This window comes from Lactobacillus sp. ESL0679, assembly GCF_029433515.1.
GTDB lineage: Bacteria > Bacillota > Bacilli > Lactobacillales > Lactobacillaceae > Lactobacillus.
In genome coordinates, this window is sequence record NZ_JAQTIG010000006.1 from 1 (window position 1) to 14,654 (window position 14,654).

Annotated in this window: 11 protein-coding genes; all 11 read left to right on the forward strand. The window is 39.2% G+C overall.

Annotation, left to right across the window (positions count from 1 at the left end; translation table 11 throughout):
- The coding region (locus PT287_RS07835; RefSeq protein ID WP_277133981.1) for an SLAP domain-containing protein at positions 1 to 2,970 on the forward strand (2,970 nt) is incomplete at its 5' end.
- 119 nt (positions 2,971 to 3,089) lie between these two features.
- Entirely contained in the window at positions 3,090 to 3,797 is a 708-nt protein-coding gene (locus tag PT287_RS07840) for a hypothetical protein (protein ID WP_277133983.1), read from the forward strand.
- Between the two features lie 11 nt (positions 3,798 to 3,808).
- Entirely contained in the window at positions 3,809 to 4,570 is a 762-nt protein-coding gene (locus tag PT287_RS07845; protein WP_277133985.1) for a hypothetical protein, read from the forward strand.
- On the forward strand, positions 4,570 to 5,334 hold the full coding sequence (locus tag PT287_RS07850; RefSeq protein ID WP_277133987.1) for an accessory Sec system protein Asp3: 765 nt from the start codon (positions 4,570 to 4,572) through the stop codon (positions 5,332 to 5,334). Before PT287_RS07845 ends, PT287_RS07850 begins: the two co-directional genes overlap by 1 nt.
- A gap of 9 nt (positions 5,335 to 5,343) precedes the next feature.
- Complete coding sequence (locus PT287_RS07855; RefSeq protein ID WP_277133989.1) at positions 5,344 to 6,798, forward strand: glycosyltransferase; 1,455 nt, start codon at positions 5,344 to 5,346, stop codon at positions 6,796 to 6,798.
- On the forward strand, positions 6,779 to 7,630 hold the full coding sequence (locus tag PT287_RS07860) for a hypothetical protein (RefSeq protein ID WP_277133991.1): 852 nt from the start codon (positions 6,779 to 6,781) through the stop codon (positions 7,628 to 7,630). Before PT287_RS07855 ends, PT287_RS07860 begins: the two co-directional genes overlap by 20 nt.
- Before the next feature lie 20 nt (positions 7,631 to 7,650).
- The gene (locus tag PT287_RS07865; RefSeq protein WP_277133993.1) at positions 7,651 to 7,827 is read left to right on the forward strand and encodes a hypothetical protein; all 177 of its coding nucleotides are present in this window, start codon (positions 7,651 to 7,653) and stop codon (positions 7,825 to 7,827) included.
- Positions 7,828 to 7,829: 2 nt separating this feature from the next.
- Positions 7,830 to 10,172, forward strand: coding sequence for a preprotein translocase subunit SecA (secA, locus tag PT287_RS07870; RefSeq protein WP_277133995.1), 2,343 nt, complete (start codon positions 7,830 to 7,832; stop codon positions 10,170 to 10,172).
- 23 nt (positions 10,173 to 10,195) lie between these two features.
- Positions 10,196 to 11,407 carry a hypothetical protein gene (locus tag PT287_RS07875; RefSeq protein ID WP_277133997.1) on the forward strand — a complete coding sequence of 404 codons (1,212 nt, stop codon included), beginning with the start codon at positions 10,196 to 10,198 and terminating at the stop codon, positions 11,405 to 11,407.
- A gap of 15 nt (positions 11,408 to 11,422) precedes the next feature.
- On the forward strand, positions 11,423 to 12,925 hold the full coding sequence (gene asp1, locus PT287_RS07880) for an accessory Sec system glycosyltransferase Asp1 (RefSeq protein ID WP_277133999.1): 1,503 nt from the start codon (positions 11,423 to 11,425) through the stop codon (positions 12,923 to 12,925).
- Positions 12,918 to 14,465 (forward strand): accessory Sec system protein Asp2, encoded by a 1,548-nt coding sequence (asp2, locus tag PT287_RS07885; RefSeq protein ID WP_277134001.1) that lies wholly within the window; start codon positions 12,918 to 12,920, stop codon positions 14,463 to 14,465. Before asp1 ends, asp2 begins: the two co-directional genes overlap by 8 nt.
- Positions 14,466 to 14,654 lie beyond the last annotated feature (189 nt).

The following is a 14,654-nucleotide window of genomic DNA, read 5'->3' on the forward strand; positions in this document are numbered from 1 at the left end:
GCTTCGGCAGAGAGTACCAGTCACGATATGAGTGCCAGTGCCGCAAGTGCGAGCCATGATATGAGTGCTTCAGCAGACAGTATGAGTCATGATATGAGTGCTAGTGCAGCGAGTGCAAGCCATGACATGAGTGCTTCGGCAGAGAGTACCAGTCACGATATGAGTGCCAGTGCCGCAAGTGCGAGCCATGATATGAGTGCTTCAGCAGACAGTATGAGTCATGATATGAGTGCTAGTGCAGCGAGTGCAAGCCATGACATGAGTGCTTCGGCAGAGAGTACCAGTCACGATATGAGTGCTAGTGCCGCAAGTGCGAGCCATGATATGAGTGCCTCGGCAGAGAGTACTAGCCATGACATGAGTGCCAGTGCAGCGAGTGCAAGTGACAAAGCCAGTGCTTCAGCAGACAGTATGAGTCATGATATGAGTGCCTCGGCAGAGAGTGCCAGTCATGATATGAGTGCTTCGGCAGAGAGTACCAGTCATGATATGAGTGCTACTGCTGCGAGTGCCAGTGCCTCAGCCAACAGTATGAGTCATGACATGAGTGCCAGTGCAGCGAGTGCGAGCCATGACATGAGTGCATCTGCAGAGAGTACCAGCCATGACATGAGTGCTGCTGCCGCAAGTGCTAGTGACAAAGCCAGTGCTTCAGCAGACAGTATGAGTCATGATATGAGTGCTAGTGCCGCCAGTGCGAGCCAAGATGCCAGTGCTAGTGCCGCAAGTGCCAGTCAAGATGCTAGTGCATCGGCAAACAGTATGAGTCATGACATGAGTGCGTCGGCAGAGAGTACCAGCCATGACATGAGTGCTGCTGCCGCAAGTGCAAGTGACAAAGCCAGTGCTTCAGCAAATAGTATGAGTCATGACATGAGTGCCAGTGCAGCGAGTGCAAGTGACAAAGCCAGTGCTTCAGCAAACAGTATGAGTCATGACATGAGTGCTAGTGCCGCAAGTGCGAGCCATGATATGAGTGCCAGTGCAGCGAGTGCGAGCCATGATATGAGTGCCTCGGCAGAGAGTACTAGCCATGACATGAGTGCCAGTGCAGCCAGTGCAAGTGACAAAGCCAGTGCTTCAGCCAACAGTATGAGTCATGAAATGAGTGCGTCGGCAGCAAGTGCAAGCCATGACATGAGTGCTGCTGCCGCAAGTGCCAGTCATGACATGAGTGCCTCGGCAGAGAGTACCAGTCACGATATGAGTGCTGCCGCCGCAAGTGCCAGCCATGACATGAGTGCCTCGGCAGAGAGTGCGAGCCATGACATGAGTGCCTCGGCAGAAAGTACCAGTCACGATATGAGTGCCTCGGCAGAGAGTACCAGTCATGATATGAGTGCCTCGGCAGAGAGTACCAGCCATGACATGAGTGCTTCAGCAGCAAGTGCAAGTGCCTCAGCCAACAGTATGAGTCATGATATGAGTGCCAGTGCCGCGAGTGCGAGTCATGACATGAGTGCGTCGGCAGCAAGTGCAAGTGACAAAGCTAGTGCCTCAGCCAACAGTATGAGCCATGACATGAGTGCCTCGGCAGAGAGTGCGAGCCATGACATGAGTGCCAGTGCTGCCAGTGCCAGCCATGACATGAGTGCGTCGGCAGCAAGTACCAGTCACGATATGAGTGCCTCGGCAGAGAGTACCAGCCATGATATGAGTGCTTCGGCAGCCAGTGCGAGCCATGACATGAGTGCGTCGGCAGCAAGTGCAAGTGCCTCAGCCAACAGCATGAGCCATGATATGAGTGCTTCGGCAGCCAGTGCGAGCCATGACATGAGTGCCAGTGCAGCAAGTGCAAGTGCCTCAGCCAACAGCATGAGCCATGATATGAGTGCTTCAGCAGCCAGTGCTAGTGACAATGCGAGTGCATCAGCATTTGAAATGAGCTCTAGTGCTTCAGCAGCTACTGCATCCGAAAGTTTGTCCGCTTATGAAATGAGTTCGGCGATGAGTGCTAAGTGTTCACTAAAGACTTCTAGAACAACTTCTAAGTTAATGAGTGCGAGTGCTTCAGCTTCTCAAGTTGCCAGTGCGTATTCGGCGATTAGTAACAGTGCAAGTAAGTCTGGTTCAACTAGTACAAGTATGAGTGCTTCAGCTTCAACTAGCGTTAGTGCTAGCGATAGTAGCAGTGACTCGGCTTCAGCAAGTATGAGTGTTGCTGCAAGTAATGCTTCTAATAGCAATATGCACCATCACGGTATTAATAAGCCGGATAATGGCAGTTCAGCTTCAGATAGTAATTCAATTCCTAGCGGTAGCTCTTCAAATACTAGCGGTTCAAATGCAAGCAGCACTTCAATTTCTGGTGGTTCGTCAGATAATGGCGGCGGTACTTACGTACCACCAATATCTAATCCAACTGGCGGTAATAGCTCAGTTGGTACTGTAACCGGCAGTACAGCTGGTAATACAGGTACGGATGATTACACTATTAGAAGATTGCATCATAACGCTTACATTTATGATAAGCAGGGTAAACGGATCGGCAAGCTTGATATTGCTAGAGATTCTCTAGTTAAGACCTATGGAGAAAAGGTCATGATTAATGACCGTGCTTTCTACTCGATCGGTGATAATCGCTATATGGCGGCAGGTAACTTCATTGGCTTTGAAGGTAAGCTGCACCACAATGCATATCTCTATGATGAACGTGGTAAGCGCGTTGGTAAGACTGTCTTGAAGAAGGGCAAGTGGGTTAAAGCCTACGAAACAATTACCGTTAATGGTCGCAAGTTCTATCATTTACGAGATGGTCACTACTTAGCAGCTGGTAATGTGATTGGTTCTGAACGTAAGTTAAAGCATAATGCTTATGTTTATAACAGTAAGGGTTACAGAATTGGTACAGAAGTGTTGAAGAAAGGCAAGAAAATTAAGACATATAGTACTAAGACAATAAAGGGCAGAAAGTGTTATAATATTCGTTATGGCAGATATGTCTTAGCATCAAAATTTAATAAAAAATAAGTTAATTTAGTGATAAAATAAGGTTATAATCTTATGTAAGCTGAATGACGTTAAAAGAGCATTCCAAATATACTTTATTGGGAATGCTTTTTATTTGAAAATTGGAAAATGGAATTGTCATGAAAAATGTAGTTATTGGTGAATATTTAGCCAAAGACATTAATAAACCAGTTGATCTTGTGGGTATTTCGCAAAGATTAGTGGCCTCTGTTAGTAAGTTCGGCATTGAGACGGATATTGTCGTTAATTTTGAAAATAAACAAAAATTACCACCTTTAGTTAAGGTGACGCAGTATCAACCATTTGCGCACTATCCTTATCAAGGGTTGAAGTGGTTTTTTACAAGATGGGAATTTGCTTATGAGTATTTATTAGCACATCGTGAGATTGATCAGGCAGCGCTGGTTGACATTGGCGATGTTGAAATGCTGAATTATCCGTTTAATGAGATTGAGGATAATATCTTATATATTGGTGATGAAAATAATGATTTGAACACTTATATTATCAACGATGATGGTAAGCCAGATTACCTAGCAGATTTCACACAAAAAAATAAGTATCTGCAGTTATTAAATGCTGGTGTTCTTGCTGGAACGCGTGCAACTTTACTTGAATTTTTGAGTATTTTTATGAAGCTTTATACTGATGATACTGTTCAAGAATATTTAGGTCATGGTGACACTCATTTTGGCTTTTTTGAAATGGCAATTGTTAATTATATTGCTTATACCTTTTTTGATGGGCGGATTTGTCATGGACGTAAGGTAGCAACACGGTTTATGTATAATGAGCAATCAGTAAAATCTTGGTTTAAGCATAAGTAAGGAAGGATTAAATGACTGAAGAAGAAGTAATTGAACTTTGTGCAGGACATGACTTCGTCTATAAAACTGGTAATCCAGAAATAATGATTTATTTTGGTAGTAGTGCTGTTTTAATGATTCGGCTTAATCCCGATCATACAATTGGTTTTCCCTCACATATTGAGTTTTATCCGTCTAGTCGGCACTGGCATTGGGATCAAGGCAATCAGTGTATCTTGTTTACTGATGAAGCAGATAAAAAAGTTATCGAAAAGTATGCACCGCCTGTAGTTGAGGCTGGGAAGTATATTAGCTTAGTTTCTTTAACTAAGGAGCACACACGTTATGTTGCTTATTTAACGTTGAATATGTATCCAGCTGTGCAGCCGGCAGCTGAGCTCAGTCGCCAGCGTTTGATGTTAATTGCTGATAAATATTTGGCAGCTAATCGAGTAGAGATTAATAAGTATATGATACTTAAGCGAGGCGAGGTAGTTGGTCTTAGTGGTCAAAATGACTGGGAGTTAATTAATTCTGCTTGGCAGAAGCTTGCCCACGATAGCCGGATTAAGCATGTTTGCTTTTCGTTTAGTGGCTTGCCGCCAGCAACGGTAGAGATCTTTTCTGACGAGCTACAATTTCAGCTTGCAGATAACAAAAATCAGTATATTACTGGATTGCGTAGGAATATTTTGTTACTATTATCACAGTTGCTTATTAAGCATAACCAGCAAATAATGGCTGAAGAAAAACAGCCTAGTCCGGTATTAATGTTAAAGGATTTGATTAAGTAATGAGTGAAGATGAATTATTAACTGTGCACTTCTTTTTCAGACCTCAAAGCATGAAATATATTTATATGTATGGTGCTAAAGTTCACTTTGAAGATGAAGATTTGTTATACAGCAATGCGATTATTTCCCCAGGTCGATCATTAATCTCATGGCATAATGATAATACTGCGTCAGATATTATTTTGCCAGAATTGCTAAATAATGTTGACTATCAATTCAAAATATTTAGTCAGGAAGAGCCAGATGACTCTTTGGCGTTGGCATTAACAACTTTCAACGGTAAAGAGCAACTTGATTATAAAATTTTTACAACTAAAGAAGCTAAATTTAGTTTGGAGTCTAAAGAAACAGCATATCAGTTTGATTTAATAAGCTTGGGCAATTTGCAATTGCATTTTCAACATATATTGCTTGCTAAAAACGGGATTATTGATCAATATACGTTTAGTGTTAATGATATTTGTTTAGCTCGTACTATTTTAGTTCATTATAATGGAGCTAATAGCGCCAATAAGTTACATGTTCGTGTTCGTACGTATACTTCAGCAATACAGACGATTACTTACGCGGCACATGAAGATCATTTATTTGTTTTTGTTCCTGTTCAAGTTGATGGTCAGGTGCAATTTACCGCTGAACAGCTAGTGCAACTTGCAAAATATATTAATAAGTTTAGAGATCGTGGCTATATTTTACAAATTGAGAATAATCAGTCAACGGCAGCATTGGTCAAGACAATTCGCCAATTTATTAGTGAAAAATAAGGAGAAAAAATGGATTTTTTTGTTAACCAAGCAATGGGTATGGGTAATTCGGGAATTGAACACTCTGAGTTTTACCGTGCCAAACGATTTGAAGAGGCAGGTATTCCTTACCGCTTTATCTTTTTAGCAGAAGTGCCAGAACTGCACAAGGCAATGTCCAAGTGGCGTCTCAAGAATGAGAATGTCATCAATATGTGGGAGTACTTTGTTTTAGGAGATGACTATTTAAAGCATGGTTTAACTGAAACTTTCCCTGCTAAAAAGGTGCGAGTTTTGTCAGATGCAACAAATACCATGCGCATGAATGAATTTTATACGGATTCTGGGTTGCATATCGTACATCATTTTGTTAAAGAGAAAAATAAGCAGAAGCCTGAAAGTAAGATCTTAATGGTGCGTGCTTATCAGACGCAGATTTTTAGTACTAAAACAGGTGAACTAAAGGCTTCTTATGAAACAATCAATAATGAGCACGAGGAAGGGCGTCTGCAAAATATTCATTTGTATAATGCGCATGGAGAACATCTCTACTTTGCCAATATTGTGCGCTTATACCGTTACTTTTTTGAGCAATTAGATCGCTTCTTCGGTGGTAAGAGTAACTTCTATATTGATCGTGGCGATTGGGCTGACGAGGCGTTGATGCATGAGCCAATGCCTGATGCTAAGATTATTTACTTGATCCATGCCGACCACTTAGCTGATCGTAATGATCCTGCTAAGCCATTTTGGAATAATTATTATGAATACCTACTTGACCATATTAAACATGTTGACCGTATTGTTGTTTCGACTGAGCAACAGCGTCAAGATTTGTTAATTGATTTCCCTGATGAAGCTGACAAAATTTGGGCGATTCCGGTTGGGGGCATTAGTGATAAGCCGAAGAAGATTAAAGATCGCAAGCCTGATGGTTTGAAATTAATTACCGCATCGCGACTAGCCAAGGAAAAGCACGTTGATATTGCCGAAAAAGCCGTCATTGAATTACATAATGAAGGTAAGAATGTCAGTTTTGATATTTATGGTGTTGGTGAAGAAAAGAAGCACCTTGAGGAAATTGTGAAGGAAAATCACGCTGAAAGTTATGTTCATGTACGGGGCTTATCGCAGCATTTGGAGCTGGTATATCCGCGTCATGATGCGTTTGTTTCAACTTCATTTTCTGAAGGTTTTGGTTTGACATATATTGAAGCATTAAACGCGGCTTTACCAGTTGTAACGTTTAATGCGCGCTTTGGGGCAACACAATTGATTCGCGATGGTGAAAATGGCTTCATTGAAGACTTTAAGCGTGACGATGAAAAGTATGATGTTGCGCAAATAAAAAAAGGAATCACACGGTTACTTAATGCCGATTATTTGAAACTGCGTCGTAATACGCAAGTTGGAATTGATAAATATCGTAACAGTGCAATTGCAAAAGAGTGGGAGAAGTTAGTCAATGGATTACGAACTAATTAATGAAGTTAATAATTTAGGCGGTAACGTTTTAAAAGAAGTTAAAGCAAGACTAAAACAAAGTAATGGTCAATTGCTTTGTTTAACCTCAATGCCTAATATGCGGAACTTTTTGCAGGCAAATGGGATTAACGGCACAACCTTAATTGATCATCTTACTGGTCGTACCTATGACCCTAAGAGCTATCGGTATTTTAACGAAATTAATATTCCCAGCATGGACTATGTACAAATGCAAAAAGATGGCAGTCTTTTTGTTGATGATCAAGGAATTTTTATTGCGCGAGAATACATGTTTCCTAATACTCGGCGGGCTGCCCAGGATATTCGTTATTTGAATCCAGATGGCAGCTATGACTATATCGAAGAATATGCTTCAGATGGTAAAGTATATAGTCACCTTTATTATGCCAATGGCAAATTAGAAGAGATTGAATTTGTTGATATGCAGGGACAACCAGTTGTCCGCTACTTTTATTATGAAGGTAATCTTAATTTTGTTACGGTTGAAGATCCTAAAAAGCATGAGGTAATTGCGCGATATAATAATTTACTTGACTTTTATGTTGACCAGTTAAGTAAATGGCTGACTAAGGATGATACAGTTAATATTAACTTTTTGGGTGTTGAATTGTCTTCGCTACAAAATACTAAATCACATAATCAGTTTTATCTATCAGAAGACCCAATGGATAATACGGGCAAAGTGCGTGGTAATTTAGCTAATATTTTAAAAGACACAATTTCTTATATTGATACTGTCAAGATGAACAAGACTTCATATAAGAAGCTGCGTCATGCAACAGTGCCATTAAAGAAAGCCGAAATTGTTTAATAGTTTTTTGAGGTGTGCTAATGAAAAACGCTTTATCGAAAAAAATTGAAGAAGATTTTGCGCATGAGAAGAAAGAATTGCCTTCAATGAAGGAACGACGCAAAACGAAAGCCGAATTGATGGTAGCGTTGATGAATATTTTGGTTGGTGCCAGTATTTTAGCTGGCATGTTGTTACCACTATTTAATTTGAAATAATCATGCATATTAGAAATCATCGATACTGGCACAAAACAGACCAGATCATAAAATTAAAAGCTGAATATGAACAATTAAGCGATGGGGACTTACAAGCTAAGACTGCAGAATTTCGTAAGCGAATTCAGGATGGTGCATCGCTTAACTCTTTATTAGTTGAAGCCTACGCGGTAGTTTGTGAAGCTGACAAACGAGTCTTAGGTTTATCACCTTATAAAGTACAAATTTTTGGTGCTGTTGCCATGCAATATCACAACGTTATCGAAATGAAGACCGGTGAAGGTAAGACCCTAACCGCAACTATGCCAATGTATTTGCATGGCTTGAGTGGTAATGGTAACTTTCTAATTACTGCGAATGGTTATTTAGCTAAGCGTGATGCACTTAATATGGGACGAGTCTATCGTTGGTTAGGTCTAAGTGTAGGCTATAATGAGGAAAGCAAAGAGAATGATGACGAAATTGCAGATAAGAAAAAAGTCTACGCCAATGACATTGTTTATACAGATGGTGGTACATTTGGTTTTGATTATTTAACTAATAATTTAGTTAGTTCGGTTACACAGCAATTTATGCCCGTGTTTAGATTTGCCTTGATTGATGAGGTTGATGCCGTTCTGCTTGATTCTGCAACTACGCCGTTAGTTATTTCGGGGCGACCAAAAGGCAAATCTAATTTTCCTGAATTAGCTGATAAGTTTATTAAAATTTGTCAGGAAAATCTTGATTACAAGTTGAGTCAGGATCGTAAAAATGCGTGGTTTTTGCCGGATGGTATTAAAAACGCAGAAAAATTCTTTAAAGTAAAGAATATTTTAAGTAAGGAATATGCTGATTTATACTGTCACCTTGTTTTTGCCTTGCAGGCTAATAAGCTGCAGGTGCGTGACCGTGATTATATTGTCGAAGATGATGAAGTTGTCTTGTTAGACAAAAATAGTGGTCGTAAAATGCAGGGAATGCAGATGCAGTCTGGTATTCAGCAAGCGATTGAAACCAAAGAAGGCTTGGAGACTAGCCAGCAAGATCAGGTTATTGCAACAATTACTTATCAGAATTTGTTTCGGTTATTTCCGCAATTATCAGGAATGACGGGGACGGCTAAGGATGATAAGCAAGAATTGATGCAAGTTTACCGCTTAAGTGTAATTGAGGTGCCGACCAATAAGCCGAGCGTTAGAAAAGATGAGCCTGATAAGGTCTTTTATACTGCTAAAGGTAAGTTAATGGCATCTTTGGAATTAGTTAAGAAAAGCTACAACCAAGGTAGACCTGTTCTAATTGAAGCGGGTTCTTTAACGCTGTCAAATTTATATTCGGAAATGTTACTGCAGGCTCATATTCCACATAGTTTACTGAATGCGTGGTCGGTGTCGCAAGAAGCAACAATGATTAAGATTGCTGGCCAAGCAGGAATGATTACAGTCTCGACTTCATTAGCTGGCCGGGGGACTGATATTGTGCTCTCTCCAGAAGCTAAGCAAGCTGGTGGGTTACTGGTTTTAGGGACAGAAAAGATGCCTTTGAAGCGGATTGATGATCAATTACGTGGTCGTTCTGGTCGTCAAGGTCAAGAAGGAACCACGATCTTTTATACGTCGCTGCAGGATCAATTAGTGGGTCGTTTTCCTTCCAAAAGGATTGCCAAAAAGATTGCTCGTCATGAGCATGATGAACAGCAAGAAATTAAGCATAGTAGTCGTTATCAGCGCTTTTTTACACGCTTACAAAAGAGTGTTAAGTATGAGGAACAATCTTCACGGTTTATGGTTTTGGAATATGGTGAGATTGCGCGTCTGCAGCGGGAAGCTGTGTACAAGGCGCGTGGTCAGATTATTAAGATGAACCAAGAACTCGACCAAGTTGTGATTCACAGTATGCAAAAAGCAATTAAGAACTTTCTTAGTCAAGTAGATATTGATTTGGCAACGATTAATGATTTTGTTTGTGATAATATAACGTCTGAATTTAAAAATGAAGCGCAATTAGAGTCAGCTTCTGATGGTGAACGTGAACGCTTTTTGAGTAGAACTGCCTTGAGCGTGCTGCAAACTAAAAAACGCAAAATTGCTAATGAAGATGCTTGGCAATATTATCTGCAACTAGCAATTGTCAAGGCGATTGATGATGCGTGGGTTGATGAAGTAGATAATCTTGAAGCTTTGCGTTCGGTAACGGCGCAAAGGTCAACGGGTCAGACTAATCCATTATTTGAGTATCAAAAAGAAGCGTTAGCCAGTTTTAATCGAATGAAGGATGATATTATTCGTAATATTATGCGTAATGTCCTTTGTTCCGAAGTTAGTGGTAGTAGCGTTAAAGGGATGCAGATTTATTTTGCCTAGAATAGAGAAAGGGACTGCTTGTGATGAATAAGAAAGTTTTGCGTAAGCGAATACTTTGGACATTATTGTTAGTAACAGTTTATATTTTGGGTCAGTTCATAATTATTCCGTTTGTTAAGCAGAGCGCTGCTGCTAGATACCTAAAGGTTAATACATTAATTGGTGTTTTAGGGATGTATACTGGGGCACAAACTACAAGGCCATCACTATTAATGCTCGGGATTGGCCCGTATATGACCACTAATATTATGGTTCAGGCAGTTAATTCGCTTGATTTAAAAAGCCTGCGTCAGGTTTCACAACATACATGGGGAATCGTGACCAACGTCTTTAGTCTAATTGTGGCTGGTTTGCAAGGAATGTTATATGTTACTAATTTTAGAAAAGCTTTATTACCAGTTTATTTTGGTGATTATGATATTAGTTTTTATTTAGCAATTTTAATACTAGTAACTGGTGGTATGATCTCAATTTATCTTGCTAATATTATTTCAGAGCGTGGAATTGGTAATTCTGCCATATTAATGGTGCCGCAACTGGTGTTATCATTGCCGTCGTTATTAATTCGAGGTTGGGGTACAAAGCGGTTTAACTTTACGTTAATTAATTTAGGAATTGTAGCTTTAACTACAATAGTAATCGTTTTTTACGGATTAGCTTTAATTAGAGCAGAAGAACGAATACCACTGCGTGATCCGCAACTAACTAGTGAATATGCCAATTCGTATTTTCCGATTAAATTATTAACTGCTGGTGCGATGCCGTTTATGTTTTCAACGTCAATGTTTATGTTACTACCTTTATTAGCTCAGAATAGCCCGTTAGCAGTTAGAGAGTTGGTTTTAAACATGGTTTCAATTAGGCAGCCTGCGGGAATAGTTTTCTATGCGGTGGTTATTATTCTATTGAACTTTGTTTTTGGCTTAATTACCTTACAGCCCAGCGTTAAAGCTAGAAGTTTTAAGGAAAGCGGAAGTTATTTTTACAGAATTGTTCCGGGGATGCAGACAGAAAAGTTTATTATGCATAAATTTACGCGGTTAACATGGGCTAGTAGCTCAATTTTAATTGTTCTCAGTATTTGGCCGTTAATATTGGGATTATGGTGGCCACAATTGGCTAACTTAACACCATTTATTGGTAACCTGTTCATTTTAATTATGATTTTAGATATGATTGAGCAGGAATTCCAAACCCTAAATTCTGAAAAACAATACGTGATTGATTTGAAATAGAGTTGATGATAAAAAATGTTAACGATAATTCCTGATTTACATACTAATAACGAATTTTATCAAGAAAATACGTTATTAAGTTTGTCTGCACGATTGCAAGAAGAAAATTTTGATAATCAATTATTACTATTAAATGATGATGCAGATGCTTATATTGCTAGTTTAGCTAGAGTTAAGACGCCAGTAATTTATTTATTTGATGAGATTAGGGCGATCAATACTGCTGGTGCGAGTTTGACAATAGCTGATTTAAATATTCCTGATAAATATAACCTAAAGGTAGTTGTGTATGTGGAATCGACCTGCGTGGATGTTTTTGATGGTGATCAACACGTAATGCAGGTTATTTTGGGTACTAAAGGTGAATTACAGACAGTAGATTATTTTGAAGATAATGGTCATATACGTGATCGCTATGATACCCGAGGATTTCGCAGTAGTCGTAGCGTGTTTAATCAGCAAGGTCAGTTAACGCAAAAGCTGTGGTTTAATGCAACGAGTGATCTAGTAATGATGCAGCATGAGGATTTGACAGTGACAATTCCACCGCGGCAACAGTTTCGTTTCCAAAAAGCAAATTATAGTAACTTAGCTGAAGTAGAGTATGAGTTTGTGTTGCCGCACTTAGCTGGCGCGCAGCGAATATTAGTTGAGCCAAGTGAGGATAGCTTTGCTTTACGCCGCTTTTTGTTACAAACACAAGTGTGTTATTATTTTACCAATGAATTCCAAATTACTAGTAATGACTTTAGCAATCTTGTGCAGCGCGATATGTACTTGTTTCAAAGCAAAACGCTTGCTGAGATTTTTGCTTGGCGAATTAAACAATGTGGAGTCAAGTTTGTACCGTTGCAGCAGGTAATCCCACCTTATTTTAGTGATTTTGCATTGGGGACAAGTATGGAATTAGAAACTCAATTAGTGTATTGGCATGTTGGCAGTATTAGTGATGATGAGTTGAAAAATTGTTTTTACCAACTGCTTGATTTACTAAAAGAACATGAGGATATAAAGGTAATTGCTGATGCTAATGATCAGCAAATTGCGGTTTTTAAAGAGATTTCGTCCAAATTTATTACTGAATTTAAGGAAAAAGTTGGCGAGTTGGATGATGAAGCCGCGCTTGCTGATTTAGATGATGATGAGCTTGATGTTGACCAGATTGCAGCACTCAACCGCTTTTCTTGCCCTAATAATTTGAAGTATGAGCAAGAATTGCAGCTTATTAATCAAGCGCATGTTTATGTGGATACTGATTTACTGACGAATTTTGACTTACAGCTTGAGGCAGTTAAAACAGGAATTCCGCAAATTGTTCGTCAAAGCAACGATTTAGTTAAAGAAGGAAAAAATGGCTTTTTACTTAAGCCAGATCTAGCAATTAAGGCTCCAATAGACTGGTTTTTGGTTAATTTAGATAAGTGGAACGTTGCGGTAGTTGAGAATGTTCGATTAATTCAAAAAATGTCGCTTAGAACTGTTTTAGTTCAATGGAAAAAGGTGCTAAAAAATGGCTAGAAAAACATATTTGTTACATAGCGGAATACAGCCGTTAACGACTTTGGCAAATGAGCTAACTGAATGTACTTATATGTGGTCTGATCCGACTAATATGGCTAATCATAAATTATCACCAGTTTTTAAGAATCGCATATTCAATCATGATTATTTATTTGCGTATTTTTATCTTGATAAAACTTCACCTTGGTTAATGAACGCAGAACTATTGATGCAGCTGCCAGCACACCGTATTTTATATAGTCAGGATATCTCAGTGCCTGAAGATATTAAACAAATTTTAGATTTGCGCGGGGCTTATAGTATTGACCAAGCAGATTTAGCAACTGATGTTAATCGGTACTTTTTTGATAAGGATATTGGGTACCGTTTATATCCTGCTGAGATTACGATTAGTTTGCCAATGCAAAATAGTGTTAGTTATTGTGGTAACACTTATTTAAGTGTTACCAGCAATTCTTCAGATTGGCAGTATTTAGGTAGAACGGCGCGCAGTACGTACGTTACTGAGCGATATGCAACTGATTATATAATAGAGTTTCAAACAGAATTATCTGCAGAATTGAAAATCGAAATTAAGTGTTTTGCAATGGATAACCATTTAATTGGCACTTTTACTAAAAGTGGTGCGCAACTAAAGGCTGATCACGGCAGAATTACAGTTAGTGATATTGGCAGTAGCTATTATTACACAATTTATTATTATATACGTGGCTATGGCACAGTAAAGGTTGGTACGTTGCATCAACGACGGTCGCGCGGTAAGTATGGCTTAATGGAGCTTGGTGGTAAGTCACTGATTGATCGCGGATTTCTCAATGGCGAAATCGCTTACTTATTTAATCCGGGGAATATGAAGCCGCCACTTACAGTTTATTTTGCCGGTTATCATACAGCTGAGGCATTTGAAGCTCGAGGGATGTTACACGCTAAGGGTGTGCCATACTTGTTAATTTCAGACATGCGAGTTGAGGGCGGCACCTTTTATCTAGGCGATCAGGAGATTGAAAATAAAATATTAACGATAATTAAGGATAGCCTAGCCAAATTGCACTTCACAACTAAAGAACTTGTTTTGTCTGGTATGTCAATGGGAACATATGCATCGCTATATTATGGTGCTGTTCTTAATCCGGGTGCAATTGTGATTGCCAAAATATTACTGGGATTAGGAACAATCGCAGAAAACTTACGGATTAATCGACCCAATGACTTCCATTGTTCAACTGATATGGTGCTAGCAATGCAGGGCAGTGACGATCATGAGGCGTGCCAGCGGATGAATGATGTGATGTGGCAACGACTAAAAGATGGCGATTTTAGTAATACTAATTTTTATCTTGGCTACATGAGAAATGATGATTATGATGGTCAGGCTTATCTTAATTTGCAGAACTTCTTGCAGACCAATTATCCTGACCAACATATTGTTTCTAAAGGCTATTATGGTCGGCATAATGATGACAATCTTAGTAGTTCAACTTGGTTTAAGCAGCAGTTGTTTCATGTTATTAGGACGAAATATGGTCAAAAAGTTTAAGATTTAACTAAATAAAATAGCTCTTTGTTCAATTCTATGATCAGTACCTTCAACACAGTCATTGGAATATTTAGAAATAGCAGCATTAAGAACATTTTGACGATTGCGTTTAAAGGTAGAGCTAGTTCTGCAACCAAGATTTTGGAAAGATGATCAGAAGCATCATAAAATGAGAAAAAGTCAGGTTAG

Bases quoted from the DNA above. Each gene is read 5' to 3' on its own strand.
- PT287_RS07840 (WP_277133983.1), top strand. From the start codon at position 3,090: ATGAAAAATGTAGTTATTGGTGAATATTTAGCCAAAGACATTAATAAA.
- PT287_RS07845 (WP_277133985.1), top strand. From the start codon at position 3,809: ATGACTGAAGAAGAAGTAATTGAACTTTGTGCAGGACATGACTTCGTC.
- PT287_RS07850 (WP_277133987.1), top strand. From the start codon at position 4,570: ATGAGTGAAGATGAATTATTAACTGTGCACTTCTTTTTCAGACCTCAA.
- PT287_RS07855 (WP_277133989.1), top strand. From the start codon at position 5,344: ATGGATTTTTTTGTTAACCAAGCAATGGGTATGGGTAATTCGGGAATT.
- PT287_RS07860 (WP_277133991.1), top strand. From the start codon at position 6,779: ATGGATTACGAACTAATTAATGAAGTTAATAATTTAGGCGGTAACGTT.
- PT287_RS07865 (WP_277133993.1), top strand. From the start codon at position 7,651: ATGAAAAACGCTTTATCGAAAAAAATTGAAGAAGATTTTGCGCATGAG.
- secA (WP_277133995.1), top strand. From the start codon at position 7,830: ATGCATATTAGAAATCATCGATACTGGCACAAAACAGACCAGATCATA.
- PT287_RS07875 (WP_277133997.1), top strand. From the start codon at position 10,196: ATGAATAAGAAAGTTTTGCGTAAGCGAATACTTTGGACATTATTGTTA.
- asp1 (WP_277133999.1), top strand. From the start codon at position 11,423: ATGTTAACGATAATTCCTGATTTACATACTAATAACGAATTTTATCAA.
- asp2 (WP_277134001.1), top strand. From the start codon at position 12,918: ATGGCTAGAAAAACATATTTGTTACATAGCGGAATACAGCCGTTAACG.